Annotated in this window: 24 protein-coding genes, 1 tRNA gene and 1 pseudogene; 16 read left to right on the top strand and 10 right to left on the bottom strand. The window is 67.9% G+C overall.

What is annotated here, in order from left to right; genetic code table 11:
* Positions 1–16 precede the first annotated feature (16 nt).
* The 4 genes from EDD41_RS00485 to EDD41_RS00470 all read left to right on the top strand — a co-directional run bounded on the left by EDD41_RS00485 (position 17) and on the right by EDD41_RS00470 (position 4,255).
* Entirely contained in the window at positions 17–631 is a 615-nt protein-coding gene (locus tag EDD41_RS00485) for a DoxX family membrane protein (protein WP_123574622.1), read from the top strand.
* Between the two features lie 22 nt (positions 632–653).
* Complete coding sequence (aroA, locus tag EDD41_RS00480) at positions 654–1,967, top strand: 3-phosphoshikimate 1-carboxyvinyltransferase (RefSeq protein ID WP_094764779.1); 1,314 nt, start codon at positions 654–656, stop codon at positions 1,965–1,967.
* A complete protein-coding gene (gene rsgA / locus EDD41_RS00475) occupies positions 1,964–2,989 on the top strand; it encodes a ribosome small subunit-dependent GTPase A (RefSeq protein WP_094764724.1) in 1,026 nt (341 codons plus the stop codon). The genes aroA and rsgA overlap by 4 nt, the downstream gene beginning before the upstream one ends.
* A gap of 438 nt (positions 2,990–3,427) precedes the next feature.
* Positions 3,428–4,255: an inositol monophosphatase family protein gene (locus EDD41_RS00470; RefSeq protein ID WP_123574621.1), complete on the top strand. Its 828-nt coding sequence runs from the start codon at positions 3,428–3,430 to the stop codon at positions 4,253–4,255.
* Between the two features lie 99 nt (positions 4,256–4,354).
* On the opposite strand, the gene serA is transcribed toward EDD41_RS00470, so the two are convergent.
* The 6 genes from serA to EDD41_RS00440 are packed head-to-tail and all read right to left on the bottom strand — an operon-like array spanning position 4,355 to position 10,572.
* Positions 4,355–5,542, bottom strand: coding sequence for a phosphoglycerate dehydrogenase (gene serA / locus EDD41_RS00465; RefSeq protein WP_094764726.1), 1,188 nt, complete (start codon positions 5,540–5,542; stop codon positions 4,355–4,357).
* A gap of 43 nt (positions 5,543–5,585) precedes the next feature.
* The gene (locus EDD41_RS00460) at positions 5,586–6,389 is read right to left on the bottom strand and encodes an ABC transporter ATP-binding protein (RefSeq protein WP_123574620.1); all 804 of its coding nucleotides are present in this window, start codon (positions 6,387–6,389) and stop codon (positions 5,586–5,588) included.
* Positions 6,386–7,249 carry an ABC transporter ATP-binding protein gene (locus tag EDD41_RS00455; protein WP_123576731.1) on the bottom strand — a complete coding sequence of 288 codons (864 nt, stop codon included), beginning with the start codon at positions 7,247–7,249 and terminating at the stop codon, positions 6,386–6,388. The genes EDD41_RS00460 and EDD41_RS00455 overlap by 4 nt, the downstream gene beginning before the upstream one ends.
* An 8-nt stretch (positions 7,250–7,257) precedes the next feature.
* Positions 7,258–8,073, bottom strand: coding sequence for an ABC transporter permease (locus tag EDD41_RS00450; RefSeq protein WP_094764728.1), 816 nt, complete (start codon positions 8,071–8,073; stop codon positions 7,258–7,260).
* A complete protein-coding gene (locus tag EDD41_RS00445) occupies positions 8,073–9,038 on the bottom strand; it encodes an ABC transporter permease (RefSeq protein WP_245995476.1) in 966 nt (321 codons plus the stop codon). Before EDD41_RS00445 ends, EDD41_RS00450 begins: the two co-directional genes overlap by 1 nt.
* Positions 9,039–9,042: 4 nt before the next feature.
* Positions 9,043–10,572, bottom strand: coding sequence for an ABC transporter substrate-binding protein (locus EDD41_RS00440; protein ID WP_123574619.1), 1,530 nt, complete (start codon positions 10,570–10,572; stop codon positions 9,043–9,045).
* 161 nt (positions 10,573–10,733) lie between these two features.
* On the opposite strand from EDD41_RS00440, the gene EDD41_RS00435 reads away from it, so the two are divergent.
* From EDD41_RS00435 to EDD41_RS00420, 4 genes are all read left to right on the top strand, one after another.
* Positions 10,734–11,885, top strand: a complete 1,152-nt coding sequence (locus tag EDD41_RS00435; RefSeq protein ID WP_094764730.1) for an FUSC family protein — start codon at positions 10,734–10,736, stop codon at positions 11,883–11,885.
* 205 nt (positions 11,886–12,090) lie between these two features.
* Positions 12,091–12,164 (top strand) — tRNA-Met (locus EDD41_RS00430).
* A 505-nt stretch (positions 12,165–12,669) separates the two neighbouring features.
* Positions 12,670–13,098 (top strand): type IV toxin-antitoxin system AbiEi family antitoxin domain-containing protein, encoded by a 429-nt coding sequence (locus EDD41_RS00425; RefSeq protein WP_245995475.1) that lies wholly within the window; start codon positions 12,670–12,672, stop codon positions 13,096–13,098.
* Complete coding sequence (locus EDD41_RS00420) at positions 13,095–13,352, top strand: hypothetical protein (protein WP_123574617.1); 258 nt, start codon at positions 13,095–13,097, stop codon at positions 13,350–13,352. The genes EDD41_RS00425 and EDD41_RS00420 overlap by 4 nt, the downstream gene beginning before the upstream one ends.
* A gap of 17 nt (positions 13,353–13,369) precedes the next feature.
* Here the strand turns inward: EDD41_RS00420 and EDD41_RS00415 are convergent, their stop codons facing one another.
* Positions 13,370–14,440 (bottom strand): ferrochelatase, encoded by a 1,071-nt coding sequence (locus EDD41_RS00415; RefSeq protein ID WP_245995474.1) that lies wholly within the window; start codon positions 14,438–14,440, stop codon positions 13,370–13,372.
* Positions 14,441–14,486: 46 nt separating this feature from the next.
* Positions 14,487–15,347 (bottom strand): MerR family transcriptional regulator, encoded by an 861-nt coding sequence (locus EDD41_RS00410; RefSeq protein ID WP_123574615.1) that lies wholly within the window; start codon positions 15,345–15,347, stop codon positions 14,487–14,489.
* Between the two features lie 134 nt (positions 15,348–15,481).
* On the opposite strand from EDD41_RS00410, the pseudogene idi reads away from it, so the two are divergent.
* From idi to EDD41_RS00390, 5 genes and pseudogenes are all read left to right on the top strand, one after another.
* A pseudogene (idi, locus tag EDD41_RS17290) lies at positions 15,482–16,069 on the top strand (isopentenyl-diphosphate Delta-isomerase); the annotation flags it as partial.
* Positions 16,070–16,210: 141 nt separating this feature from the next.
* Positions 16,211–17,146 carry a polyprenyl synthetase family protein gene (locus EDD41_RS17285; protein WP_281273176.1) on the top strand — a complete coding sequence of 312 codons (936 nt, stop codon included), beginning with the start codon at positions 16,211–16,213 and terminating at the stop codon, positions 17,144–17,146.
* Complete coding sequence (gene crtI, locus EDD41_RS00400) at positions 17,143–18,630, top strand: phytoene desaturase family protein (RefSeq protein ID WP_123574614.1); 1,488 nt, start codon at positions 17,143–17,145, stop codon at positions 18,628–18,630. Before EDD41_RS17285 ends, crtI begins: the two co-directional genes overlap by 4 nt.
* Positions 18,627–19,553, top strand: a complete 927-nt coding sequence (locus EDD41_RS00395) for a phytoene/squalene synthase family protein (protein ID WP_123574613.1) — start codon at positions 18,627–18,629, stop codon at positions 19,551–19,553. Before crtI ends, EDD41_RS00395 begins: the two co-directional genes overlap by 4 nt.
* The gene (locus EDD41_RS00390) at positions 19,550–21,103 is read left to right on the top strand and encodes an FAD-dependent oxidoreductase (protein ID WP_094764737.1); all 1,554 of its coding nucleotides are present in this window, start codon (positions 19,550–19,552) and stop codon (positions 21,101–21,103) included. Before EDD41_RS00395 ends, EDD41_RS00390 begins: the two co-directional genes overlap by 4 nt.
* A gap of 57 nt (positions 21,104–21,160) precedes the next feature.
* Here the strand turns inward: EDD41_RS00390 and EDD41_RS00385 are convergent, their stop codons facing one another.
* Both EDD41_RS00385 and EDD41_RS00380 read right to left on the bottom strand, forming a co-directional pair.
* Positions 21,161–22,381 (bottom strand): cytochrome P450, encoded by a 1,221-nt coding sequence (locus tag EDD41_RS00385; protein ID WP_123574612.1) that lies wholly within the window; start codon positions 22,379–22,381, stop codon positions 21,161–21,163.
* Entirely contained in the window at positions 22,378–23,466 is a 1,089-nt protein-coding gene (locus EDD41_RS00380; protein WP_170165173.1) for a lycopene cyclase family protein, read from the bottom strand. The genes EDD41_RS00385 and EDD41_RS00380 overlap by 4 nt, the downstream gene beginning before the upstream one ends.
* Before the next feature lie 244 nt (positions 23,467–23,710).
* Between EDD41_RS00380 and EDD41_RS00375 the strand changes: the two genes are divergently transcribed.
* From EDD41_RS00375 to EDD41_RS00365, 3 genes are all read left to right on the top strand, one after another.
* On the top strand, positions 23,711–24,457 hold the full coding sequence (locus tag EDD41_RS00375; RefSeq protein ID WP_123574610.1) for an FAD-dependent oxidoreductase: 747 nt from the start codon (positions 23,711–23,713) through the stop codon (positions 24,455–24,457).
* Entirely contained in the window at positions 24,454–25,854 is a 1,401-nt protein-coding gene (locus EDD41_RS00370; RefSeq protein WP_123574609.1) for a cryptochrome/photolyase family protein, read from the top strand. Before EDD41_RS00375 ends, EDD41_RS00370 begins: the two co-directional genes overlap by 4 nt.
* 170 nt (positions 25,855–26,024) lie before the next feature.
* Positions 26,025–26,501, top strand: a complete 477-nt coding sequence (locus EDD41_RS00365; RefSeq protein ID WP_170165172.1) for a pyridoxamine 5'-phosphate oxidase family protein — start codon at positions 26,025–26,027, stop codon at positions 26,499–26,501.
* Positions 26,502–26,523 lie beyond the last annotated feature (22 nt).

The raw sequence follows: 26,523 nt of genomic DNA, 5'->3' as shown, positions 1-26,523 counted from the left end.
CCGGTATGAAGGGAGCATGAACCTTACTCGTGCAGCCGGGCGGACCATGCTCGCCAGTTTCTTCGTCGTCAACGGGGCCAAGGCCGCGACCAAGCCTGACGCGCTGGTCGCCGACGCCGAGCCCATCGTCCGCAAGGTGGTGCCACTGGTACAGCAGGTGGCACCGCCGAGCGTGGCCAACTACGTGCCGGAGGAGACCAAGACGCTCGTGCGCGCCACCGGTGTCGCCCAGGTGCTGGGTGGTCTGGGCCTCGCCACCGGCCTCGGACGCAGGCTCTCCGCCGGCCTGCTGGGCGCCTCGATGGTTCCGCACGTGCTGGCCTCCCGCCCCGCCAAGGGCGCCACGGCCGAGGAGAAGGCCGCTGCACGCTCGGTCATGCTGCGCAATGTCGCCCTGCTGGGCGCCGCGATGATCGCCAGCCAGGACACCCAGGGCAAGCCCTCGCTGGGATACCGCGCCAACAAGCAGGTGCAGGCACTCAGCCGCGAGGTGTCCGACCAGAAGAAGCAGCTCGAGAAGACCGCCGCGCAGCATAAGAAGCAGCTGGCCAAGAGCACCAAGAAGGCTAACAAGAACGCCAACCAGCAGGCGAACGAGATTGCCGACACCATCACGGGACTGTTCAGCTGACACAATCACCTGTGTGAAGACGCTGCAAGACACTGCCGGGCCCTGGCCGATTCCCGTCGCGCCGGGGCCCGTCCATGCCCGGGTGGAGGTCCCGGGGTCCAAGTCCGAGACCAACCGCGCCCTGCTCCTGGCCGCTCTGGCCGACGGACCCAGCACCATCACCGGCGCCCTGGACGCCCGTGACACGGCGCTGATGCGCCGGGCGCTGGTGTCGCTGGGCGTGCAGATCGACGACGACGCGGGGCTTCTGCGGGTCACTCCCCCGCAGCGCTTCTCCCCCGCTCCGGAGCCCATCGACTGCGGACTGGCGGGAACCGTGATGCGCTTCGTGCCGCCGCTGGCCGCGCTGGCACACGGCAGCACGAGCTTCGTCGGGGATGCCGCCGCCAGTGTCCGGCCCCTGGCACCAGTGCTGCACGCGCTGCGTCTGCTGGGCGCCACCGTCGAGGGCGACGCCATCCCGTGCACCGTGACCGGCCCCGAGCTCCTGGAGGGCCGCGAGGTCACCATCGACTCCTCGGGCTCCAGCCAGTTCGTCTCAGGGCTGCTGCTGGCCGGGGCTCGTTTCCCGAACGGGCTGGTGCTGAGACACCACTCGCCCACCGGGGCGAGCATCCCCAGCAGGCCACATGTGGAGATGACGCTGCAGATGCTTCGCGACCGTGGGGTCCAGGTCACCGAGACCGAACCGGACCACTGGCAGGTCCTTCCCGGGCCCGTGCTGGCCAATGACCAGCGGATCGAGCCCGACCTGACCAGCGCCGCCGTCTTCCTGGCTGCCGCCGCCCTGACCGCGGGATCCGTCACCGTCCCCGGCTGGCCGTCCGCCACCACACAGGGCGGCGACGAGGTCCGTGACGTGCTGCGCCGGATGGGCGCACACGTGGAGCTGGCCGGCGACGAGCTGACCGTCACCGGGACGGGCACGCTGCGTGCCGTCGACGCCGACCTGCACGGCTCCAGCGAACTGACGCCCGTCGTCGCTGCCCTGTGCCTGTTCGCCGAGGGCACCTCCACCATCCGCGGCGTCGCCCACATCCGAGGCCACGAGACGGACCGACTGGCCGCCCTGGAGACCGAGCTGCACCGCGCCGGTGGCAACGTGCGGCAGACCGACGACGGACTGGAGATCCACGGCGCCGGCCTTGCTGGCGAAGGACTCCGCCCGGCGGACCTGCTCAGCTACGCCGACCACCGCCTGGTACACACCGCGGTGCTGGTCGGACTACTGGTGCCCGGCTGCACCGTTGACGACGTCGCCTGCACCAGCAAGACCATCAACCACTTCGACACCCTGTGGAGCACCATGGTGAACAGCCCGGAAGACCACCGATGAGCCCGCGCGCGATTCGTGGAGCCATGGGGCGCAATGTGCGCTCCGATGACATGGAGTCCTTCGACCGTCCCGGCAAACGCACCCGGCCCCGCACCAAGGATCGTCCGGACTACTCGAAACTCCCCACGGCCCGCGTGATCACCATTGACCGGGGACGCTACCGCTGCCAGTTGGACGATGACGTGCTGGTCTCCGCCACCAAGGCACGCCAACTTGGGCGCAAGGGCGCCATCGTCGGCGACATCGTGCGGCTGGATGGCGACGTGAGCGGCGAGGAGGGCACCCTGGCCCGGATCTGCGCCGTAGAGGTGCGGCGCACCGTGCTACGCCGCACCGCCGATGACAATGACCCCTTCGAGCGCCCCATCGTCGCGAATGCGGACCAGATCATGATCGTCACCGCGCTGGCCGACCCCCCGCCGCGAGTGGGGATGATCGACCGGATCATGGTGGCCGCCTATGACGCCGGGGTGAAGCCCATCCTGTGCCTCACCAAGGCGGACCTGGCCAGCCCCGACGAGCTGATCGCCGCCTACGAGCCGCTGGACGTGCCCGTCGTGGTGACCTCCCCGGGAAGCGACCTCGCCCCGGTCCGCGAACTCCTGGCAGGACACGTCACCGTCTTCGTCGGCCACTCCGGCGTCGGCAAGTCAACCCTGGTCAACGCCCTGATCCCCGGGGTCAACAGGTCCACTGGAGTCGTCAACGACGTCACCGGACGCGGCCGGCACACGTCGACCAGCGCCATCGCCCTCGAGCTGCCCGACGAGGACGGCTGGGTGATCGACACCCCCGGGGTGCGCAGCTTCGGACTGTCCCACGTCACGCCCGAATCGGTGCTCGCCTCCTTCGGTGACCTGTCCGCCTTCACCGACCAGTGCCCGCGCGGTTGCCAGCACGGCACCAATGATCCCGAGTGCGGCCTGGACTCTGCCGTCGCACGCGGCGACCTGGCGCCCGAACGGCTCGACAGCTACCGACGCATGTGGCAGGCCGGCCGGCTCAAGGACTGGGAGCTCTGAGCGGGGGCCCACACACTGTTCTGGCGAAGCGCCGAATTGATCGCGAGCCTCGTGGATTCCTGCCAGTAAGCCGGGCCGCTCCATGGAATTGTTGCTTCCATGACTGCATGGGCTCATAGCGCCAACACGAACGGAAGTCGCCAGACTCGCAGCCCAACAGCGTGCAGCTGCTGAGGCGGCCGACACAGGGCTCTATTTCCCCTGCTCAGGCAGGGCAGCGTCCCTCCTTCGGGAGGGACGAGGAACGCAACAGACCTGAGCCCCAGTCTTCCAAACTGGCTACGCGGGCAGCGCCCCCCTCGGGAGGGCGAGGATCAGGAAGGACGGGGATCGCAACAACACCCACGTGGACGCATCGCCCACGTTCAATGCCAGGCACAGCGCCAGACCGCATCCTCCTAGGGTCGGGATTGAGACCGGACCGCTAGTCTTTGCCCCATGGCCCCCCTGAACCGCGACAACTTCACCGATGACCTGCGCCTGGCACACCTGATGGCGGACAATGCCGACTCCATCACGATGAGTCGGTTCAAGTCCGGAGACCTGCGCATCGACACCAAGCCCGACATGACGCCGGTCTCCGACGCCGACGTCGCCGTCGAGGAGGCGATCCGCTCGACGCTGGCCAAGGCCCGCCCCCGCGACGCAGTGCACGGCGAGGAGGGCGACGACACCGGGTGGGGACCCCGACGCTGGGTGATCGACCCGATCGACGGCACCAAGAACTTCGTGCGCGGCGTGCCCGTCTGGGCCACGCTGATCGCCCTGATGGTCCACGACGAGGTGGTGGCCTCCGTGGTCAGCGCCCCGGCCCTGGGACGACGCTGGTGGGCCAGCAAGGGCGACGGCGCCTATGCCGGCAAGAGCCTGATGAAGGGCGAGCTGATCCACGTCTCGCAGGTCTCGACGCTGCACGACGCCTCCTTCAGCTACTCCTCCGTCGACGGCTGGATGACCTCCGGCCGCGGACAGAACTTCGTCAACCTGCTGCGGGAGAGCTGGCGTACCCGCGCCTACGGCGACTTCTGGAGCTACATGCTGGTGGCCGAGGGCGCCGTGGACCTGGCAGCCGAACCCGAACTGGCGCTGCACGACATGGCCGCACTGGACGTCATCGTGCGCGAGGCCGGTGGCCGCTTCACCAACCTGGACGGTGCCGACGGCCCCAAGGGCCCGGGTGCGATCGCCACCAACCGCCTGCTGCACGAGTCCGTCGTGCACGCCCTGCGCCCCGATGCCCGGCCGGAGGGCGACCTCGACGCCTGAACCGCACCGGGCCCGCCATGCACGAGAAGGTGGCCCCGCCCTCATGAGCTCGCATGAGGACGGGGCCACCTTCGACGTCCAGAGGCCGCTGGGGCCGGATCAGATCACGCGGACCCGGATGGTCTCCTCCAGCTCCGCCAGCTCGTGCTGCAGGTTCGGGTGCTCACCGCTCACGTCGGTGATGGCGTAGCCGATGTTGCCCCGGGTGGACAGCGTCTGGAAGGTGATGTTGCCGTCGTGGTTGGCGAAGACATTGTTCAACCGGGCCATCACGCCGGGCACGTTGTGGTGCATGTGCAGGACCCGGGTGCCCTCGAAGGGCTCGGTGTTGATCTGCGGCACGTTCACGCTCATCTGGGTGCCGCCGGTGTTCACGTGGTCCAACAGCTTGCCCGCCACGAAACGGCCGATGTCCACCTGCGCCTCCTTGGTGGAACCGCCGACGTGCGGGGTCAGGATCACGTTGGGGATGTTCTGCAGTTCGGAGCTGAAGGGCGAGCCAGCCTTCTTCGGCTCGGTCGGGAAGACGTCCAGCCCGGCCCCGGCGATGTGGCCGGACTTCAGGTGGCGGACCAGGGCATCTACGTCGTAGACGTGGCCGCGGGACAGGTTCAGGAAGATCGCGCGGTCCTTCATCATCTCGAACTGCGCCTCGCCGAAGAAGTCCTTGTTCGCGGCCCGCCCATCGACGTGCAAGGTCACCACATCCGCCTCGGCCAGCAGCTCGTCGAGGCTCTCGCAACGACGAGCATTGCCCAACGCGAGCTTGTCCGCGATGTCGTAGAAGATGACACTCATGCCCAGGCTCTCGGCCAGCACCGAAAGCTGGGCGCCGATGTTGCCGTATCCGACGATGCCCAGGGTGCGACCCCGGACCTCGTGGGAACCGGCGGCGGACTTGTCCCAGACGCCCTCGTGCATCAACCGGTTCTTCTCGTTCAGCCGGCGCGCCAGGGAGATGATCTCGCCGATCGCCAGCTCCACGACGGAACGCGTGTTGCTGTAGGGGGCGTTGAAGACCGGGACGCCGGCATTGGCCGCCGCACCCAGATTCACCTGGTTGGTGCCGATGCAGAAACAGCCGGCGGCAATCAGGTCGGGGCAGGACTGGATGACGCGTTCGGTCAGGTGCGTCGCGGAGCGGATGCCCACCAGACTGACCCCCTGCAGTGCCTCGATGAGCTCGTCCTCGCCCAGGGCACCGGGACGTGCATCAACCTCGAGACCGGCCTCGGTCAGGATGCGGGTGGCTTCGGAATGGATGTTCTCGAGCAGGAGTACCTTCACCCGCGGAAGTCTATCCGCGCTGGTCAATGCTGTGATGCATGTCTCACCGCAACCGGATGGTGGGCACCGCCGCCAACAGCTCCTGGGTGTAGGGATGCTGCGGGTCCTCATAGACCTGCTCGATCGGCCCCTGCTCCACGATCTGGCCGTGGCGCATCACCACCACACGATCGCACGCGTGACGCACCACCCGGAGGTCGTGCGAGACGAACAGCATGGTCAGCGCATACTCGGCGACCAGCTCCCGCAAGAGGTTCAGCACGTGGCCCCGCACGGAGACATCCAGGGCACTGACCGGTTCGTCGGCGATCAGGACATCGGGTTTCGGGGCCAACGCACGGGCGATGGCGATCCGCTGACGCTGACCTCCGGAGAACTCGTGTGGGTAGGCGTCGGCCTTGTCGGCCGGCAGGCCCACCTGCTCCATCACCTCGCGCAGGCGGTGGCCATGGTCCACCGGCACGTCATCTCGCTGGCGCAGCAGCGGGCTGCGCAGGGGTTCGGTGATGATCTCCCCCACCCGCATCCGTGGGTTCAGCGAGCTGCGCGGATCCTGGAAGACCATCTGGACGCTGGAGCGCAGGTCACCCATGCGCTTGTCCGGCAGCGAGGCGATGTCGGTGCCACGAAAGAGGATCTCGCCGCGGGTGGGGCGGTCCAGGGCCGCCATCATCCGGATCAGCGTCGACTTCCCGGAGCCCGATTCCCCGACGATGCCGAGGCGGTCCCCGGCATCCACCGCGAGGTCGACGTCACTGACCGCGTGCACGGCCTGGGAGCCACCGCCGTAGGTGCGGTCCACACCGTGCAGTTCGTACAGTGCCAGCCGGTCCTCCTGGACGCTCATCTGTCCTCCTCGGCGCGTTGGGCGGCGCCATCCCAGAAGTCCTCCACGACGGGGAGCCGCTGCCCGGGTTCCACGAGGTCCAACCGGGCGGTGGCCACCAGTCCCTTGGTGTAGCCGTGCTGCGGGTCACCGAGGACCTGGGCGATGCTGCCGCGTTCCACGACGCGTCCGTGCCACATCACCATCACCTCGTCGCAGACCTGGCTGACCACCGCCAGGTCGTGCGAGATGAACAGGCAGGCCGCTCCCGCGGCATCCAGCTGTTCGTCGAGGACCTTGAGCACGCGGGCCTGGACGGTCACGTCCAGGGCTGTGGTGGGCTCGTCGCAGATCACCAGGTCCGGTGCGTTCACCAGGGCCATCGCCATCATCACCCGCTGCCGCTGCCCGCCGGACAGTTCATGGGGATAGGCGTCGGCGATCCTCGACGCAATGGGCAGACCGACGCGCTCCAACATGTCGACGACGGCCTGGCGCGCGGCCCCCGGAGCGGCACCCTGGTGCAGCCGCAGCACCTCGGCCACCTGACGGCCACAGGTCATCGTCGGGTCCAGGGCGGTCATGGGTTCCTGGAAGACCATGCTCATCACATCGCCCCGAAGGCGCGACAGTTCCTTGTCGGAGCTGCCGATCACCTCGTGGGCGTTGACCTGCACCGAACCCGAGACGTGGGCATTGTCCGGCAGCAGGCCCATGACGGCCAGTGACGTGACGCTCTTGCCGGAGCCGGACTCACCAATCAGCCCCAGCCGCTGGCCTCGCCCCAGTTCGAAGGACAGGCCCCGCACCGCCGGAATGCGCCGACGGCCGAAGCAGACGTCGAGGTCCTGCACCTGCAGCAGCGGCTGGCCCGCCGTCATGGTCGCCATCACTGCACCTCCCGCAGCCGTGGGTCAAGCAGTTCTCGCAGCCCGTCACCGAGCAGGTTGAAGCCGAGGACGGCCAGGGCGATCGCTATGCCGGGCCAGATGACCTGTTCGGGATGGCTGAACAGTTGCTTGCTCTGCGCCTCGTACAGCATCCGGCCCCAGCTGGGGGTGGTGATCGCCGTGGCCAGGCCCAGGTAGCTCAGGGCGGCCTCGGCGAGGATGGCCATGGCGAAGCTGACTGAGGCCTGCACCCCCACCAGCGGCGCGATGTTGGGCCAGACGTGGCGCCGCGCGATGGTGGGCCAGGTGGTGCCGCAGCTGCGTGCCGCCATGACGTAGTCCTGGCTCATCACCTGCAGGCAGGCGGCCCGGGTGATCCGCACGAAGACCGGGACCGTCGCGATGCCGATGGCGATCATGCCGGTCACGGTGGACCCACCGACGGCCGCGGCCAGCAGGATGGCGAGCAGCAGTGCGGGGAAGGCATAGAGCACGTCGGTGCAGCGCATCACGAACTGTCCCAACCGGCCCCGCTTCATGCCTGCGAGCATGCCCAGGGGAACACCGATCACGGCGGCGATCGACACCGCGACCACCCCCACCAGCAGGCAGATCCTCGCCCCCGCCATCAGTCGGGAGAATACGTCGATGCCCATCGCGTCGGTGCCCAGCAGGTGCGGCCAGCCGGGCGCCTGCAGGCGTTGGGTGGGGTCGACGGCCGTGGGATCGAAGGGAGTCCACAGCAGTGAGACCAGAGCGGTAAGCACCAGACCGCCGACCAGCACGGCCCCGGACCACAGGGGCAGGCGACGCATCACCGGGCCTCCCCCTCCGTGCTGCGGAGCCGCGGGTCGATGGCCATGTAGGACAGGTCGACCAGCGCATTGATCACCAGCACCAGGGCAACCAGGATCATCACGATCGCCTGCACCAGCACCAGTTCCCGCTGCTGGACGGCACCGAGCAGCAGGCGGCCGAGGCCCGGCAGCGCGAAGACGCTCTCCACCACGATGGCGCCGACAAAGAGGGTGGCCAGCTGCAGGCCCAGCACGGTCACCACGCTGAGGGCCGCGTTGCGCAGCCCATGACGAACCATCGCGTTGCGCGTCGTCCAGCCCACCGAGCGGGCGGTACGGAACCAGTCCTCCCCCAGCACCTCGATGAAGGCGCTGCGCACATAGCGGGTCAGCACGCTGGCCTGCACCAGGGCCAGTGAGAGCACCGGGAGCACCAGATGCCGGGCCCATTCGACGGGATTGCTGCTCAGCGGCGTGTAGCCATTGGCCGGGAGCCAGTGAAGCTCCACGGCGAAGAGCACCACCAGCAGGATGCCGGCCAGGAAGGCGGGAACCGCCATCCCCAGTTGGCTGAGGGCGGACATCAGGGCACCGCTCCAGCGTCGGCGCCGCAGGGCCGCGACCATGCCCACCGGCACCGCGACGGCAATGGCCAGCATCATGCCCAGACCCACCAGCCACAGGGTGACGCCCAGCTTGGGGGCGATCATGCCCACGACGCTCTGGCCGGTGCCCACACTGGTCCCGAAGTTCCCGGTGAGCATGTCACCCATCCACTCCAGGTAGCGCACCACCAGCGGCCGGTCCAGGCCCAGCTGGGCGCGCAGCGCGGCCAGGGACTCGGCATCGGCCTGGTCACCCAGGATGGCGGTGGCCACGTCGCCCGGTAGCAGGTTCACCAAGCAGAAGATGACCACCGAAGCAGCCAGCAGGCTCGCCAGGAAGGTGGCGAGCCTGCCCGCGATCAGTCGGGAGCGGGTCAATGGCTCAGCCGTTGCGGGAGGCCAGCATCGTGACGTCGAAGCTGGAATTGGTGGCGTTGGCAACCATGCCGGTGATGTCGGCCTTGGCGACGGCGATGTGCGGGAAGAGCCACAGGAACCCGGCGGCGGCATCCGTGGCGATCGTCCTGGCCGCCTGCTTCATCAGGTTGACGTACTGGGTGTTGTCGGCGGCATCCGCCTGGGCGATGAGCTTGGCGAAGGCGGGGTTGTCGTAGTGCCAGTAGTAGCTGGGATCGGCGAACTGCACGATGTCTCGCGGCTCGACGTGGTTGACGATGGTCATGTCGTAGTTGCCGTCACCGTGCACCTCCTTCAGCCAGCGCGCCCAGTCCAGCTCCTCGACGCTGACGGTGATGCCGACGGCCTTGAGCTGGCTGGCGATGAACTGTGCGGCACTGGGACCGTAGGGCAGGGTCGGGACGCGAAGCCGCAGCTTGAGACCGCTGACCTTGGCCTCCGCGAGGAGCTGCTTGGCCTTGGCGGGGTCATAGTCGTAGGTCTTGGACAGGTCCTCGTACCACGGGTCGGTGGGCGGGACCATGGAGCCGATCAAGGTGCCCTTGCCACCCCAGACAGCATTCAGCAGGGCCTGGCAATCGATGGCGTGGTTGATGGCCTGGCGCACCTTGAGGTTCTTCAGGGCCGGATTGCCACCCTTGCCCTGGTTCATGCCGAGTAAGACCTCGCCATTGCTGGTGCCCTCGACGATGGTGTACTTCGAGGTGTCACTGAACTGGTCCAGTGCCTCGGGGGCCGTCAGGTCGCTGATGACGTCCAGTTCTCCGGACAGCATCGCGGAGCTCATCGAGTTGGCGTCGGCGAAGTAGCGGAAGGTCGCCTTGTCGAAGCGGGCCGCGGTGCCCCAGTACTCCTGGTTGCGGTCCAGGGAGACACTCTCGCCCTGCTTCCACTCCCCGAAGGAGAAGGGGCCGGAGCCGACGGGCTTGCTGGCCAGTGTGTCGAAGGAGTTGGGATCCGCGATGACCCCAGCCGCGGAGGCCATGTTGTACAGCCAGGACTGCGAGGGCCGGGAGAGCTTGACGGTGACGGTCTGGTCGTCCGTGGCGGCGGCATCGGCCACCACGGACATCTGCTTGGCGAGCAGGGCAAGGATCTTCTTGCCGGACTTGATCCGGTTGATGTTGTCCACCACTGCCTGGGCGGTGACGGGCTCCCCGGTGGAGAACTTGGCGCCCGGCTGCAGGGTGAAGGTGTAGGTCAGACGATCCGGGGAGACGGTCCAGGCCTTGGCGAGCAGCGGCTTGAGCTTGCCCTCCCCGTCGATCTTCACCAGCGTCTCGTAGAGGTTGTAGAGCAGGGCCTGCGGGATGGCCGCACCACTCTGGGTGGTGGGGTCCATGGACTGCGGCTGGGCAGTGGCACCGATCACAAGATTGCGCGCCTGCTCGGTGTTCTCACCGGACGGCTTGGAGGTGCAGCCCGCGGTGCCGGCGAGCACCAGGGCAATGCCGCCCGCGAGGGCGCTGCGTCGACGGATCCGGACGGGTCCCATGGATCTTCTCCTGCGTTCGTTGAAGGCCGTGCAAACCGGGCACACCTGCCACAGTTCGACGAAACTCTACCCTTCACACCGATGCCCCCAGCCGTACCCGCGCCCAACACGAGACGTGGACGGGGCAGAATGTGCCAGAGAGCTGACGAGAGAGGACCGCAATGGGTGGCAACGGCGCGTACCGTCCCGGCGAGGTCTTCCACGACGTCGCCCTGCGCGCCTTCGACCTCTCGGAGAGCGCGGCCCGGCTGGGGTTGCAGGAACAGCGTCGTCGGGTCGAGCGGTGGCGCAGCCGGCTGTTCATGATCTGCCAGATCTCCATGGCGGCAGGGCTTGCGTGGTTCCTGGGCCGCAACCTGCTGGGGCACGAGATGCCCTTCTTTGCCTCGGTGGCTGCCATCATCTGCCTGGGCTTCAGCTTCGGCCAACGGCTCACCCGCGTGATCGAGGTCTCCTCCGGCGTCTTCATCGGCGTGTTGACCGGCGACATCTTCGTCACGCTCTTCGGAACGGGGCCCTGGCAGATCAGCCTGGTCTGTCTCGTGGCGATGTCGGTGGCCACCTGGTTCAACGCGAAACCGTTGATGATCAACCAGTCGGGAATCCAGGCGGCGACGGTCATGACGCTGATGCCCGCCCCCAACGAGGGACTCAGCCGCTGGGAGGATGCCCTCCTGGGCTGTTGCCTGGCCCTGCTCTTCGCCACCGTGGCCCCCACCGGCCCGGTGCAGAGGCCGCGACTGCGGGCCGCCGAGGTCCTGGAGCACTGCGCCGGCACCGTACGTCGCGCCGCTGAGGCGCTGCGGGAGATGGACGACGCTGCCGGGGAACAGGTGCTGGAGCGGGCCCGTGCCACCCAGAGCCGGCTGACCAAGTTGTCTGACGCGGCTGCGGAGGGCGTCGCGGTGACCCGCTACTCCCCCTTCCTTCGCGGACATCGCGAACAGACGCAGGCGATCGCAGAGCTCGTCGCGCCGCTGGACCGGCTGGTGCGCAACCTGCGGGTCTTCGCCCGCCGTGCCGCCATCGCCACGTGGCGCAAGGAGGCCGTGCCCTTCGACTACCTGGACCTGGTGGACCAGCTGGCCGATGTCACCGACTTCTGCGCGCAGGAGCTGTCCGCACGTCGCATCCCCGAACGCGCCCGCCCACGGATCATTGCGCTGGCCGATGCCACGTCGGCCGCCGGCATGCACGGGACCCTCTCCGGACTGGTGATCTTTGCCCAGCTGCGCTCGATGCTCGTCGACCTGCTGGAACTCACCGGTCTGGACTATGTGGAGGCCCGGGCCCTGGTGCCCGATGTCGACTGATCGCCCCGTGGATCCCTGGGCCCGTCCCACCATGGACCCGGCTGCCCATCACGATCCCTGAGCCTGTCGAAGGGTTCTCCGACGTGCGCAGTGCACTCCGCACGTCGAATCCCCCTCTGGGCCCGCTCCATCCGCACGCCTTGGGGCCCGCCACAGCCCTCGATTTTGCGTTTCGTTCGGATCCCTGTAATGTTGTTTTCACCGACGCGGGGTGGAGCAGCTCGGTAGCTCGCTGGGCTCATAACCCAGAGGTCACAGGTTCAAATCCTGTCCCCGCTACTAACCGCAATGTGCCGCTGACTAGGTCTTATGGATCAGTCAGCGGCACATTGTCTTTGTGTCGTGCACTCCACGTGCACTTGGCTTGAGCGCCGCATCCTCCTCGAAAGAGTTGACACCCATTGTGCATGAGACTCGCCGCCGAGTCGCACACGACCTCAGTTCCCCCTGCTTCACCAGGCGTTCCCCCTCCACCTCGGCGACGGCGCGCACCACAGCAGGCACGAGGCGATGGTCTCTGGCTTGAAGGTGCATGACCACCAACAGCACATCGCCGTCGCAGCGCGGTTCCTTCCACGCATCCCGTCCATGAACTCGGATGGATAGAATCGTCTACAGATACAGTTATCTGTGTACGCTTCATTTCAGAAGGAGGTGCCTGATGTCCGACTTGCTCCGGCTTAGGCGCCGCGACCTGTCACCTGTCGCAGCTCATCGGGCGCTCCAACGAGGAGAGCTGCAGCGAATTGCCCCTGGTGTCTACCGGAAGAGCGATCGGACCGCCGTGGACCAGGACAAGCTGCAGGCGGTGGCACTGCGACCACACGCCACCATCTGTCTGGTCTCGGCCCTGGCCCATCACGATCTGGTCGACGAGATTCCGACCTCCCTGCAGGTCGCCCTGCCACGGGGAACCAGGATTCCCAAGAGAACTCCGACCTTGACGTGGCACGCCTTCGACCCCGACACGTTCGAGCTGGGGCGTGACCTGGTCACCATCGACGGGTCATCAGAGCTGATTGAGCTCTACAGCCCTGAACGCAGCATCGTGGATGCCTTCCGGCTGCGCGGGCAGCTCGGCTATGAAACGGCACGAGACGCACTGAAGGAATGGCTGCGCCGGGGAGGCAAACCCGCCGAGATCGCCCAACTCGCAATCCAGATCCCCCGGGCGAAGCGACCCGTGTTCGATGCGCTGGAGGTCCTGTCATGACCACCGGGGACCAAACGTTTCGCCGACTGCAGTTCTTGGCCCGCTCCACGGCAGCCAAGCAACGAACTGCCGCGCCCACCCAGGAATTGTTGACCCGGCACCTGCTGGAGTCCTTCCAGCACCGCCTCAGCCTCACCCCGCACCAAGGCGACTTCATTCTCAAGGGAGGAATTGCCCCGGACATGACGACACTGGTGGATTGGGTGTGCCGATGGTGGACAGCTCGCCCGTGGCTTCTCATTCCCTCACGCTGACCGAGGTCGTGGCAATCTCAGTCGAGCGCCGGGGTCAGTGGCGCCCGCGAGTTGGCGCAGCACCCGTGGCCACCGCACCCCTCGGGGGTCTGCAGCGGGCACCCAGGCTGCACTCGTGCCTGGTCCGCGCGGGACATGGCCCGGTCAATCAGCGCCGCGACGAAGGGTTGCATGGTCCCCACCGTTGCCGCGCGGACCATCGTCATGCCCAACTCGTCACAGGTCTGCCGCGCCTCGGTGTCGAGGTCATAGATGACCTCCATGTGATCACTCACGAAACCGATGGGAGCGATCACCACCCTGTCGATTCCCTTCTCATGTAGCTCTGCGAGGCGATCGTTCACGTCCGGTTCGAGCCACGGAGTCTCGGGGCGCCCGGAGCGCGAGCAGAAGACCAGCTCGTGACCGCTGGCACCCCCTGCGACGGTTGCCACCCGCCCGGCCACGTCGAGGTGCCGGCGCACGTAGGCGCCCGACTCGCCGACGGGCCCGGATGCCTCGTCCATGGCGGTGGGGATCGAGTGGGTGACGAAGAGCACGTGAGCGCCGGGCAGTTCGCCGAGAGCGGCCTGCAGCGCCTGGGCGTTGGCGGTGACGAAACCGTCGTCCAGTCCGTAGTTACCGATGCGGTCGATGACCATTGGCGCATCGAGCTCGTCGAGGGCTTCCTGCACGTCCTCACGGTAGGACCGGCAGCCCGAGTAGCTGGGGTAGGCGCTGGTGGTCAGCATCAGGACCCGATGATGACCAGCGGTGACGATCTCCTCCAGCGCCTGGGTGATGAAGGGATGCCAGTTGCGGTTTCCCCAGTAGATGGGCATGTCTGCGCCGCGGTCCGCCAGTTCCGAGTGCAGGGCGGCGATGAGTGCCCTGTTCTGGTCGTTGATCGGGCTGCGACCACCGAAGCGGAAGTAGTGCTCCCCCACATGCTCCAGCCGCTCACGAGGCACACCGGAGCCCTTCGTGACGATCTCGAGGAAGTCGATCACCTCATCGGGCCCCTCCGGACCCCCGAAAGACACCAGCAGAAGGGCGTCATAGGGGGCGAGTGGATGGGTAGGGGCGGCCCCGTTGGATGGATTGCTCACTGATGGCTCCTTGGCTGATGGCACTTGGGTTGTGCAGATGGTGGAACTAGCTGGCGAGGGAGGCGGCGATGACATCCGCCGCCATGGGGATGTCATCGGGAAGATGCGTGGCCAGGTCCGTGTCAGGCATCTGTGGGCCGCCGACGTAGATCAGCGGCACCCGGCCGCTGCAGGCCTGGATCGCGGACTGCGCGCTGTGGGTGTCCGCTGGCAGGAGCGTGCCCAGCACGATGGCCTGTGGCGTGAGCATGGCGCAGGCGGCCGCCCAGCTCTCCTCTGGGGTGTCAGCTCCCAGGAATTGGGCGTCGAAGTGTCGCCGACGCAGACAGATGGCCAGAGCGAGCGACGGGATCTCGTGCCGGGCGCCCGCGGGAAGGCCCACCAGGACCCGTGGCCCGTCCGAAGGGAGCGCGTCGAGCAAGGTCCCGAGCTTGTGTCGGATCAGAATGCTGATGAGGTGCTCCGTGGCAATGTCCAACTGCCCGTCCGCCCACGCGTCGCCGAGGGTGCGCAGGTTCGGCATGAGCCACATGGACAGGACTGTCTCGAACGGCGCAGAGGCGAAGACCTCGTCGATCGCCCGTCGCAACTGCGCCGGAGCTGCCCCATGGCGCACCAGCAGCCCGGAGTCGCCGAGCGGCCCCGCCTGTGAGACGCGGGGCTGAGCAGGCGCCGCCTGACGGAGCATCGCTGCGGCCTTGCGCGCGGGCAGCCCGGAGTCCACCAGTTGCTTCATCGTTCGGATGGTCTCCAACTGCGCCTCGGTGTAGCGACGGGTCAGACCATACGAGCGAATCGGGTCGACCAGCTGGTACCGCACCTCCCATGAGCGCAGCGTCGAGGCACTGATCCCCGCAGCAGCAGCCACGTCACCGATGCTCATGTCGTGGGCGGTTGTCGTCTCCATACGGAAATTCTATCAAGATTTCTGCGCACAGATTTGCTCACTAGTGCTGTTGTGCGTAGATTTCTGAGTAGGTCAGTGTCTCGCACTGACCGGCACCCATAGCATCGGGCGAGACCCCCGTACAGGAGAGCGCCATGATCAACCTCAGCACGAACAGCGGTTCCATGGTGGACGAAGCCGTGGACGACCTCGTCATCCTGCTCGACGACCAGGGCACCCCTGTGGGGACGTCGGCCCGCCTGGCCGTCCACACGAGCACCACCCCCTTGCACCGGGCGTTCTCCTGCTACCTGTTCGACGATCGAGGTCGCGTGCTGATCACTCGTCGTGCCCTCACGAAGGTCACCTGGCCGGGCGTCTGGACCAATGCCTGCTGCGGCCACCCTCGCCCCGAGGAGGACGACCGGGACGCGATTCGTCGCCGGGCCTTCGAGGAGCTGGGCATCGAGATCCAGGACCCGCGACCTGTGCTGCCGGACTTCCGCTACCGCGCCGTCGATGCGGGTGGAATCGTCGAGAACGAGATCTGCCCCGTCTACGTCGCCCGTACCGACGGGGGTGAGCTGAACCCTGACCCTGACGAGGTCATGGACTGGGCCTGGGTGGAATGGGAAGCGCTGGGCGCGGCGGTGACAGCTACTCCCCAAGTGTTCAGCCCTTGGTCAGTGCTCCAGGTGGAGCAGCTCGCGGACCGGCCCAGGGGCCTCACCCCGACCTCCGCGCAATGCTGCCCCGTAGACCTGACCGGGTTCCTGGCAGCCGTGGAGGACGAGTTGGTGGAGCAGCTGGGCGGCCTTGACGCGAGATGGCACCCCGATGCCCAGCCGGTCGGCCTCGACGTGCTGCCCGACGACCTGCCTGCGATGTTGAGCGCCCACCTGATCGGCAAGGGCAAGAGGTTCAGGGCAACCATGGTGTGGTGGGGATTTCTCGCAGGAGGCGGCAGCGCCGCCAACGGTCAGCAGATGGCCCAGGCGGTGCGGGCGGCCGCCGCACTGGAGCTGCTCCACCTCTTCGGCCTGATCCACGACGACGTGATGGACGAGTCGCAGATTCGGCGGGGCCTGCCCGCAGCGCACATCGCAGCCAGCCGCCACCACGAGGATGCAGGGGTTCTGGGCTCCAGCAGCGTCTTCGGTAACAACATCGCCATTCTTCTGGGCGACCTGGCGCACATGCTGGCGGACCAGATCATGGCCGAGGCTCCCCGCCCGATGAGGGACGTCTGGTACCAGTTGTGCACTGAGCTCATGGTGGGCCAGCGGGCCGACCTGACAGGTGCGGCAGCGGGGCGCAGGGACCGCGACCACGCCACCCACGTCGCGCGGCTCAAGTCGGGACGCTACACGATCGACCGGCCGCTCCAGCTGGGTGCCATGGCCGCAGACGCCAACGACACCGTGCTCGATGTCCTCGCACGCTACGCCGACCACGCCGGCGCTGCCTTCGCCCTGCGCGACGACCTGTTGGGCGTCTGGGGCGATCCCGAGGTGACCGGCAAGCCCGCCAGCGACGACCTGGTCGAAGGCAAGGCAACAATGGTCCTGAGCCTGGCCTCGGACGTCCTCGAAGGGAGCGACGCGGACCTGCTCGGACGGGTCGGATCGGAGCGGTTCGGCCAACGGGAGGCCTCCCACCTCGCCAAGGCCCTGGAGCGGGCCGGCGTGCGCAACCGGATGGAGGAGCTGATATCCGCCGAGCACGATCGCGCCGTCGCCTTCCTCGGACCACCACTTGAGGAGACCTGCATCGCTGGGCTCACCGAAGCCGCCGGACAGATCGCGTGGCGCAACCGATGAACGGCACGGGCACCACCACCGTGGTCGTCGGCGCTGGCCTCTCGGGCCTGGCAGCCGCCATGCATCTGCGGGGAGCCGGTCACCGGGTGACCATCGTCGAGCGGGAGTCCTTCCCGGGCGGGCGCAACGGCACCTTGGAGCAGGACGGCTTCCGCTTCGACACGGGCCCGGTCGTCTTCACCATGGTCCCCCTGTTGGAGGAGGCCTTCGCCGCCCTCGGGGAACACGTTGAGGACCACGTCACACTCGACCTGCTGGACCCCTGCTACCACGGCGTCTTTGCCGACGGTTCGACCCTTGACGTGCGGCCGGGCCGCGAGCTCATGCGCGAGGAGATCGCCCGTGAATGCGGGACAAAGGACGCCGCAGCCTTCGACACCTTCGTCGACTGGCTGCAAGAGCTCAACGATGTTGAACTACCGCACTTCATCGACAAGAACTTCTCCTCTCCGCTGTCACTGTTCAGCTCGCCGAGCGCCGCGCTGAAACTGTTGCGGCTCAGGGCTTTCGCAAAGCTCGGACCCGAGGTAAACCGCCGCTTCGACGACGAACGCCTCCACAAGCTGTTCAGCTTCCAGGCCATGTACGCGGGCCTCGCTCCGGCCAAGGCCCTCGCGCTGTACTCGGTCATCACCTACATGGATTCGGTGCAGGGCGTCTGGTTCCCCCGAGGCGGCATGCATGCGGTGCCCAAGGCCATGGCCGCAGCCCTGGAGTCCCACGGCGTCCACATTCGCTACTCCACATCGGTGGACCACATCCTGCGGGACGCCAGCGGAGCAGCCCGCGGCGTCGTCCTGGACGATGGGGAGCAGCTCGTCGCCGATGCCGTCGTGGTCACGGCCGATCTACCCACCGCCTACGAACGCATGCTCCCGGGCCTGCGCGCGCCGTGGGTGGCACGGCACGGTGAGTACTCGCCGTCGGCCGTGGTCTGGCACCTCGGTGTCGAAGGCACCGAGATCCCCGCCGGAGCCCTCCACCACAACATCCACTTCGGAGACCAGTGGGACGAGGCCTTCGACGACCTGATGGTTGCTGGACGACCCATGAGGGACCCGTCGCGGTATGTGGCCATCCCGTCGATCCATGACCCCGCCGCAGCCCCCGAAGGGTGCCAGAGCCTCTATGTCCTGGAACCCGTGCCCAACCTGAAGGTCGGTCACGTGGACTGGGAGCGCGAGGCCCCAGCCATGCGTGAGCGGATGCTGTCCTTCCTGCAGTCGGCGGGCTATCCCACGGCCATCCGCACCGAGCAGCTCGTGACCCCGCTGGACTGGCAGGAACAGGGAATGGCCGCCGGAACGCCCTTCGCCCTGTCCCACACCCTGCGCCAGAGCGGTCCGTTCCGACCCCGGAACATTGACCGACGAGTGCCAGGCCTTGCCTTCGCGGGATCTGGAACCACTCCGGGAGTCGGGATCCCGATGGTGTTGATCTCCGGCAAACTCGCCGCACAACGCATCATCGAGGGTCTGCGATGAACGCCTTGGCCGCGGGCTACCGTCGGTGTGCTGCGCTGACCCGCCAGCACGGCACCACGTACTACTGGGGCGCCATGCTGCTGCCGAAGGAGCAACGGCGGGACGTGTACGCCGTCTATGCCCTGTGTCGTCTGGCCGACGACATCCTGGACGAACCCGACCGGGAGATCGCCGGGATCCCGCAGGGAAGCCCCACTGAACGATTGGCCGCCTTCCGCGGCGCCTTCAGGGACGCCGTTGACAGGGGGACATCGCCGGATCCGGTGCTGGCCGCCGTCGCGGACAGCCTCACACGTCGCGGAACTGATCTGGAATGCTTCGACCGCTTCTTCGACGCGATGGCCCTGGATCTGGTCATGACGACCTGGGCCTCATGGCCCGACCTGCGCGACCGGTACATGGAGGGTTCCGCAGCGGTCATCGGGGAGATGATGCTTCCGGTCCTCGAGCCCCTCACGTCCGAGGCCACGCACCCGGCGAGGATGCTCGGGCACGCCTTCCAGCTGACCAACTTCCTGCGTGATGTCGGAGAGGACCTGGACCGCGGACGTGTCTACCTCCCGGCCGACGAACTGGCCACCCACGGCGCAGATCCGTGGCAACGGGTCGTCACCCCCCAGTGGCGCAGCCTGATGGCAATGCAGATCGAGCGGAACCGGGAGCTCTACCGTGAGGCAGAGACTGGCCTTCCCATGCTGCCCGATTCCTCACGACGTTGCGTGGCAACCGCCCTCGAGCTGTACCGCCGCATCCTGGTGCGCATCGAGGACGCCGACTACGACGTGTTCACCGAACGCCGTCGCGTCCCGACGCGAGAGAAGGCCGCGCTGGCTGCACGCGCCTGGGCCGGTCGCGACGTCATCTCTGCGTCGCCTGGCGTGACCACGCGCCCTGATCCCACCACCTGCATGGAGGAACAATGATCCCGACAACCGGCCGACCGGGCATCGATCGCCACGCGGTGCGCCACCCCGGTCACGCTGGGGATGACGTGGTGCACGACCGAACGGTGGTGGTCGTGGGAGGTGGCATCGCCGGCCTTGCCGCTGCCACGGCGCTTGCCGAACGCGGAGTCCACGTCACGCTCTTGGAAGCTGGACCGCGTCTGGGCGGCCGGGTGCAGTCCTGGCCCGTCGACGGCCAGCGCACGATGAGCCGCGGCTTCCACGCCTTCTTCCGGCAGTACTACAACCTGCGAGCGCTGCTTCGCCGTGCTGACCCCGACCTCGAACGCCTAGTTGCCATCAACGACTACCCTCTCCAACGTCCGGACGGCACCCGGGACAGCTTCACCGGCCTGCCCACCACACCGCCAATCAATGTCCTGGAGTTCGTCCGCCGCAGTCCAGCCTTCTCGGCACGCGCCCTGGCGAAGGTCGACAAGATCGCCGCGCTCGAGATGCTCCAGGTCCACTTCCCGGGCACCTACGACCGCTACGACGGTGAGTCGGCGGGCGCCTTCCTGGACCGGTTGCGCTTCCCGGAGACGGCACGAGACCTGGCGCTGGAGGTCTTCGCCCGGTCGTTCTTCGCCGACCCCTACCAATTCGCCGCCGGCGAGCTCGTGGCAATGTTCCACACCTACTTCGTGGGGTCGGCCGAGGGCCTGCTCTTCGACGTCCCTGACGATGACTACGACAGCACGCTGTGGGCTCCCCTCGGCGCCCACCTGACGCGCCTTGGCGTCGATGTCCGCACAGATACGGCGGTCACGGACATCGAAGCAGGCCCCGACGCAATCATCGCCCACACCGATCACGGCGACCATGCCGCCGACGCGGTGACCATCGCCACGGATCCGCGCGTGGCGCGCCGCCTGTGCGCGACCATCCCCGGTGAGGACCACGAGGTCGTGAAGTGGCGCGAGCGGGTGGGGGCAACCCGCAACGCCCCGCCGTTCGTCGTCGTGAGGCTCTGGCTCGACCGTCCGGTTGACGCCGATCGCCCGGCCTTCCTGGGCACCGCCGGATACGGCCCCTTGGACAACGTCTCGCTGCTCGAACGGTTCGAGCTTGGCGCGGCGCAATGGGCCGCGGAGCACACAGGTTCGGTGGTGGAGCTGCACGCCTATGCCTGTGCTGGGGACCTGATGGAGAATCCTCACCGACGCGACCAGCTGGTCGACGAGCTGCTGCAGGAACTGCATCGCGCCTACCCCGAGACACGCCCGGCGAACATCCTGCACCGCGAGGTCCTGGTGCAGGATGACTGCACCCTCGTCACCCCCGAACCGTGGTCGCGGCGACCTGGGGTCGAGACGCCGTGGCCCACGGTCACGCTGGCCGGCGACTGGGTCCGCACAGATCTGCCGGTGGCGCTGATGGAGCGGGCCGCCACCACCGGATTCCTGGCCGCCAACCACCTTCTGGCGCAATGGGGCGGCCGAGGCCATGACCTGTGGACCGTCCCGATGCACGGCCTGCTGACCGCACAGCGACTCACTCCCCCGATGCTGCGTCGTGCCAAGCCGTGAAAACACCCCGGTAGCGCGTCACACAGCGGTTCCGGTGGGGTGCCCCCGGCTGGGCTGTCAGCCTTGGTCGAGGACCACTGCCATGCCGCGCAGCTCGTAACCGCTGACCAGGTCGTCCCAGCCGATCGACGGTTCCCTCAGCATCTGCGGGTTGCGTGCCAGCAGCCGCGTCAGCAGCACGTCGGCCTCCAGGAGCGCCAGCGTCTCGCCGGGGCATCTGTGGGCCCCGTCACCGAAGCTGAGCACAGCGGCGCGAACTCCCCGGGGCAGCTCGCGAGCGGGACACAGCTCCAAGGGGTCCTGCATGGCGAGTGGATCGGCGTTGGCGTCACGCACGGACACGTCGACCAGGTCCCCTGCCGGGATGGTGTGCGAGACGCCGCCGTCGGTGATGACGATCTCCGCACACGTCCGTCGGTAGAGGTGGCCCACGACGGGTTCCAGACGGATCAGCTCGGCCAGGATTGCCAGGCGCTCGCGCGCCCCCGCGACGACATAGCGCTGCGCCAGGGCCGGGTTGGTCATCAGGTGCCACGCCGCCATGCAGATGAACTCCCGCGTCGTCACCATCCCGGCAGTGCCGTAGGTGACGGCCTCAACCAGGATGTTCGTGCTGGACCATCCCTGGCTGGCCAGGTGGCCAATGACGTCGTTGCTGGGATTGCGACGCCGCTCCCGGATGGCCGGACGCACGTCGGCAAGGTAGAAGGTGAGCAGCGGCCACAGACCCTTGTGAGCGGCCCGTGCCCATTGCCTGCCACTGCGCCCCAGGTCCTTGCGCGACAGGTCGAAGGGAGGTTGGTCGAAGAAGGCCACAAGCCGACGTGACATGGCGCGCACCGCTCGATCTCGTGCAACGGGGCCTCGCTGGGCCGACCTGTGGGTGAGCCCAACGATCTCGGCGGTCACCTCCACCGTGTAGTGCAGCGCCAAGTCGTGCAGCTCCACCTCGCCACCGACGCCCACCGCATCCAGCAGCCGATCCGCGCAGGCGTCGATCATCTCCCCGTAGCGTTCCTCCACCACCGCCGGGGCGAGGAACCGGGCGATCTGGCTGCGTTGCTCGTCATGGACGGGGCCGTCCGAGATGAGGATGGGGCGGTGCTCCATGCGTCCCTGGGGAATGAACTCTGCCGTGAACCCGGCCTGTGTCGTCTGGTGGCGCGCTCGCAGCACCTGCCGCGCTGCCTCCAGGGATCCGACGCGCCAAATGCCGCCGACCTTCTCCACCCGCCTGCCGGACTGTTCGTCCGCGCGGACCGCGCGCCGTGCCGTCATGATCGACCTCGCTGGAACAGGCCGCGGGCGGTGGCGCCAACGAGCCTGTTTCGACCCGACATCAACATCCACTGCTGCGTCAGACCCCGCAGCAGTGGCCCGTCAGGAGTGCCCGGATCGAGCACGGCCTGCTGGCTCCCGGGAGAGAGCCGACCAAAGGCGTCGAAGAGATCGACGACTGCCTCGGGCGAGAGCTGGAGCAGGGATTCCAGAGCCTGGGTTCGCCATGCAGAGGTCCGACTGCTCCACGGTTGCCCGTTCGCGAGGCAATCGGCCACCTCGTCGGCGCGGGCGAGGGAGGAGAAGACGCTGTAGCCGCTGATGGGATTGACCTCACGGCCGGCAGCGCCGAAACCGTGGCGTGCGCCGGGGCGCGGGAGCATCGGGATGTGCACCCGCTCCACGTCGGCATCGTGCTGTCCCGGCGGTTCGATCCCATGGACCCTCAGCCTGTGGTGCAGTCGTGAGGCCAGTTCGTGCTGGGACAGCGCGGGTCGGCCCGCCAGACATGTCTCCTCGGCGAGGATCCTGCCATCCGGCAAGGGCACCACGTAGCAGAAGCTGGGTGACCTGATTCCCCAGTGCGATGTTCCGTCGAAGGGCCGCCAGTCCATCAGGACGGCCTCGGCACCAGCCAGCAGGGGCCGCGCCTGGTGCGGATCCAGCCGGACCCCGAAGGCCGTCTGGGACACAGCCACCCCACCGGGCACACCCACCCGGTTGCCCCGGCAGTCGACCACTCGGGGGGCCAAACAGACCAGCTCCTTGTCGGACACCCACCGCGCCTCGACCGTGGCACCGTCGAGGACCAGCGACCGCTGCAGCCGTTCGTTGTCCAGCACCAGGTACTCGCCGGCGAGCACATGGTTGCCCCGCGCCACCAGGCGGGTGTCGCCGCTGGTGGCGCCCACCGCGGTGTCGTCGATCCAGGACGGGAGCTGATGCCGCCAGCCCCCGTAGGTCGCTGCCCAAGGGCGGTCCGGGTGCGGGTCCACGGCCATGACGCGCACTCCGCGGGCCAGGAGCCGATGGGTCAGGGCCCGGCCAGCCGGGCCCAGGCCAACCACCGCGACCTCGGCACTCACGCGGTCATCCCGTGCTGGTCTGGCCACAGGCCGGAGGTGAGGACGGTCAGTGCAGAGTACTCATCCATGCCACTACTGTCGCCCATTCCTACCCGTACGTGGCAATCCGCTGCGGGCGGACAGCGTCCCAAGCACCACGTCCGGGCACCGGACATGACGCTAGGTTTGCCCCAGGTCCCCATCGAGGGATGTACCCATCCGTTTCGCCCAAGGCAGACGATCCCCGGAACGAGGAGGAAACCCGATGAGCCATCATGACGTGATCGTGGTGGGAGCGGGCTTGGCTGGCCTGGCCTGTGCCGCCACCCTGGAGGATGCAGGCTTCGAGACCGTGGTGCTGGAAGCCACGGACCGCGTTGGCGGACGGGCCAACAGCGACGAGGTGGACGGCTTCCTGCTGGAGCGAGGCTTCCAGGTGCTCAACCCCGCCCATCCCCATCTGCGCGCCACCGGGGTGCTGGCCGGCGAGCAGCCTCCAGTGACGCACCCGACCACCACCTGGTGGTTCGCCACGGACCGGGCCCCCAGTCACAGCGGCGCCATTCACGTCGACGGCGAGCCATCCGGCCCGGTGGTCACCACCGCGGTGGTGAGCCACGCCGCACCGGACCACGCACCTGCCGGCCAGCACCTCGTCACGGCCCTGACCCTTGCCGACGGTGACATGACCGATGGTGATCGGGCCGATCGCGAGGAGGCCGATGGCGGTGTTGACGAGCAGCAGGTGCTCGCGCACCTGGGGCACATCTACGGCGCGGACACCGACGGGTGGCGCACCCTTGCGGCGCACCGGATACCCCACACGCTGCCCGCCGTCGCCCCGGGACAGTTCGCCCACGGCCGCATCGGGTATCGAGACGAGGCGGTGCTTTGCGGTGACCAGTTCGGAAATGCCTCCATCGACGAGGCGATCGCCTCCGGGCAAGCGGCCGCCAGCAAGGTCATCCGTCGCCTGCTCACCCAGATGCCCGAGGGGAGGACCGCGCAGTGACGACCCTGCTGTGGCTGCGCGACGACCTCAGGGTCCACGACCACCCGGCATTGAGTGCTGCACTGCAGGACGACGGGGTGGTGGTGGCACTGTGGATCCGCGAATCCGGCCAGCGCGATGCCACAGGTGAGGTCCGGGGACCGCGCCCGTTGGGAGCAGCGAGTCGCTGGTGGTACCACCAGAGTCTTGTCGCGCTGTCACAGTCCTTGGCCGAACTGGGCATCCCCTTGCTCTTCGCCCAGGGTGACGCGCGCCAGATCCTGCCCGACCTCGCGCAACGACTGGGAGCAAGCACCGTCAGGTGGACTCGCCGGTACGCCCCGGCAGCCCGCGCGCTGGACGTCGAGGTGAAGGCCGGACTGTTGGCGGCTGGCCTGGCGGCGCACAGCCACCCCGGCAGCCTGCTGGTGGAGCCCTGGACGCTGTCCACCACCACCGGCGGGCACTACACGGTCTTCACCCCATTCCACCGCCAAGCCTCGGAGCTCGACGTGGGTGCCTGCCTGCCGGCCCCGGACACCCCGCCGCAGGCCACAGACAGCGCGATGGCTCTGCCCGACGACCTGGGTGAGGGCGTCACCCGCCAGATCGACGACCTGGACCTGCTCGACGACCACCCGCAGTGGTGGCGAGACACGGTCGCACAGCACTGGTCCCCCGGAGAGGACGAGGCGCTGGCCCGCCTCGACGCGATCGAGCAATGGCTACCGGGCTACCGAACCTCACACGACCTGCCCGCGGACCACGACTCAACCAGCCGCCTGTCGCCCCATCTGCGCACCGGGGAGGTTTCCCCGAGGCAGCTGCTCGAGGCAACCAACCGGGCTGACGTCCCCGCGACCGACCGCCAAGCCTGGCTGCGGCAGCTCTACTGGCGCGAGTTCTGCTGGCACCTGACCTTCCACCTCGACGACCTCTCGACCCGCCCGATGCGGCCCCAGTTCGAGGCCTTTCCCTACGAACCGGACGAGGAGCGCCTGCGGTCCTGGCAGCAGGGACGCACCGGATACGACCTGGTGGATGCGGGCATGCTGCAGCTGTGGCAGACGGGTTGGATGCACAACCGGGTGCGCATGGTCACCGCCTCACTGCTCACCAAGAACCTGCTGCAGCCCTGGTGGCTGGGCGAGCAGTGGTTTTGGAACACCCTGGTGGACGCCGACGAGGCCAACAATCCGGTCTCCTGGCAGTGGGTGGCCGGCTGCGGTGCCGACGCGGCGCCCTATTTCCGGGTCTTCAATCCCGAGCTCCAAAGGGCCCGCTTCGACGCGGACGGCGCCTACACCACCCGGTGGCTCCGCGACGCGAGGCCCAGGCCGCTGACACCCGTCGTCGACCTGAAGCAGTCCCGGCAGGAGGCCCTGGAGGCCTACGAGGAGGTCCGTCAGCGGCGATGAGGGCGGCCGACAGGGTCGTCGCGACGGGTGACGCCGCACCACACGGTGACCATGCGGTGGCCCCCACTTCCGCCGTGGGCAGATTCACTGTCCAGCAAGGGCCGTGACCTGTTGGAATGTCACGACGAGGTGCCGCGACGGTCGGCGCCGATCAGCACCAGGAGACCGACATGACGCAGTCCAGCGCCGGCCAGCAGAAGATCCGCGACCTGATCAAGGACATCCGTTTCGCCATGTTGGCCACCACGGAGGCCGGGCGTGTGATGAGCCGCCCGATGACCCCCTTGCGGATAGAGGACGACCTGACGATCCTGTTCATCACCCAGCGCAGCACCGACGTCGCCCAGCAGGCCGACGCTCAGGGCGTCAACCTCGCCTTCGTGGACTCGGGCACCTTCGTCTCGCTCACCGGTACCGGTGAGCTGCGCGACGACGTCGAGCTGAAGAAGCAGCTGTGGAATGTGGCCACCACCGCCCACACCGACAGCGGCCCGGAGGACCCGGAGAACGTGGTGCTGGCCGTGGTGCCGGACAGCGCCAGCTACTGGGACTCCGATGCAGCGCCCGTGGCGGTCTTCACGATGCTGAAAGCCGCCGTCACCGGTGAGAAGGCACATTCGGGTGAGCACGGCACCGTCGACCTCTGAGCCCAAAGTCCAGACGCCCCTC

The sequence above is a fragment of the Luteococcus japonicus genome, assembly GCF_003752415.1.
Lineage (GTDB): Bacteria > Actinomycetota > Actinomycetes > Propionibacteriales > Propionibacteriaceae > Luteococcus > Luteococcus japonicus.
Note: the sequence above shows the minus strand (reverse complement) of the source record. Positions and strands in the feature narration are given on the sequence as shown.

Coding starts and splice junctions, on each gene's coding strand:
- EDD41_RS00390 (WP_094764737.1), top strand. CDS start 19,550: ATGATCCCGACAACCGGCCGACCGGGCATCGATCGCCACGCGGTGCGC.
- EDD41_RS00455 (WP_123576731.1), bottom strand. CDS start 7,249: ATGACGGCGGGCCAGCCGCTGCTGCAGGTGCAGGACCTCGACGTCTGC.
- EDD41_RS00375 (WP_123574610.1), top strand. CDS start 23,711: ATGAGCCATCATGACGTGATCGTGGTGGGAGCGGGCTTGGCTGGCCTG.
- rsgA (WP_094764724.1), top strand. CDS start 1,964: ATGAGCCCGCGCGCGATTCGTGGAGCCATGGGGCGCAATGTGCGCTCC.
- crtI (WP_123574614.1), top strand. CDS start 17,143: ATGAACGGCACGGGCACCACCACCGTGGTCGTCGGCGCTGGCCTCTCG.
- EDD41_RS00395 (WP_123574613.1), top strand. CDS start 18,627: ATGAACGCCTTGGCCGCGGGCTACCGTCGGTGTGCTGCGCTGACCCGC.
- EDD41_RS00450 (WP_094764728.1), bottom strand. CDS start 8,073: ATGCGTCGCCTGCCCCTGTGGTCCGGGGCCGTGCTGGTCGGCGGTCTG.
- EDD41_RS00485 (WP_123574622.1), top strand. CDS start 17: ATGAACCTTACTCGTGCAGCCGGGCGGACCATGCTCGCCAGTTTCTTC.
- EDD41_RS00420 (WP_123574617.1), top strand. CDS start 13,095: ATGACCACCGGGGACCAAACGTTTCGCCGACTGCAGTTCTTGGCCCGC.
- EDD41_RS00435 (WP_094764730.1), top strand. CDS start 10,734: ATGGGTGGCAACGGCGCGTACCGTCCCGGCGAGGTCTTCCACGACGTC.
- EDD41_RS00410 (WP_123574615.1), bottom strand. CDS start 15,347: ATGGAGACGACAACCGCCCACGACATGAGCATCGGTGACGTGGCTGCT.
- EDD41_RS00470 (WP_123574621.1), top strand. CDS start 3,428: ATGGCCCCCCTGAACCGCGACAACTTCACCGATGACCTGCGCCTGGCA.
- EDD41_RS00385 (WP_123574612.1), bottom strand. CDS start 22,381: ATGACGGCACGGCGCGCGGTCCGCGCGGACGAACAGTCCGGCAGGCGG.
- EDD41_RS00365 (WP_170165172.1), top strand. CDS start 26,025: ATGACGCAGTCCAGCGCCGGCCAGCAGAAGATCCGCGACCTGATCAAG.
- EDD41_RS00460 (WP_123574620.1), bottom strand. CDS start 6,389: ATGAGCGTCCAGGAGGACCGGCTGGCACTGTACGAACTGCACGGTGTG.
- EDD41_RS00440 (WP_123574619.1), bottom strand. CDS start 10,572: ATGGGACCCGTCCGGATCCGTCGACGCAGCGCCCTCGCGGGCGGCATT.
- EDD41_RS17285 (WP_281273176.1), top strand. CDS start 16,211: ATGTTGAGCGCCCACCTGATCGGCAAGGGCAAGAGGTTCAGGGCAACC.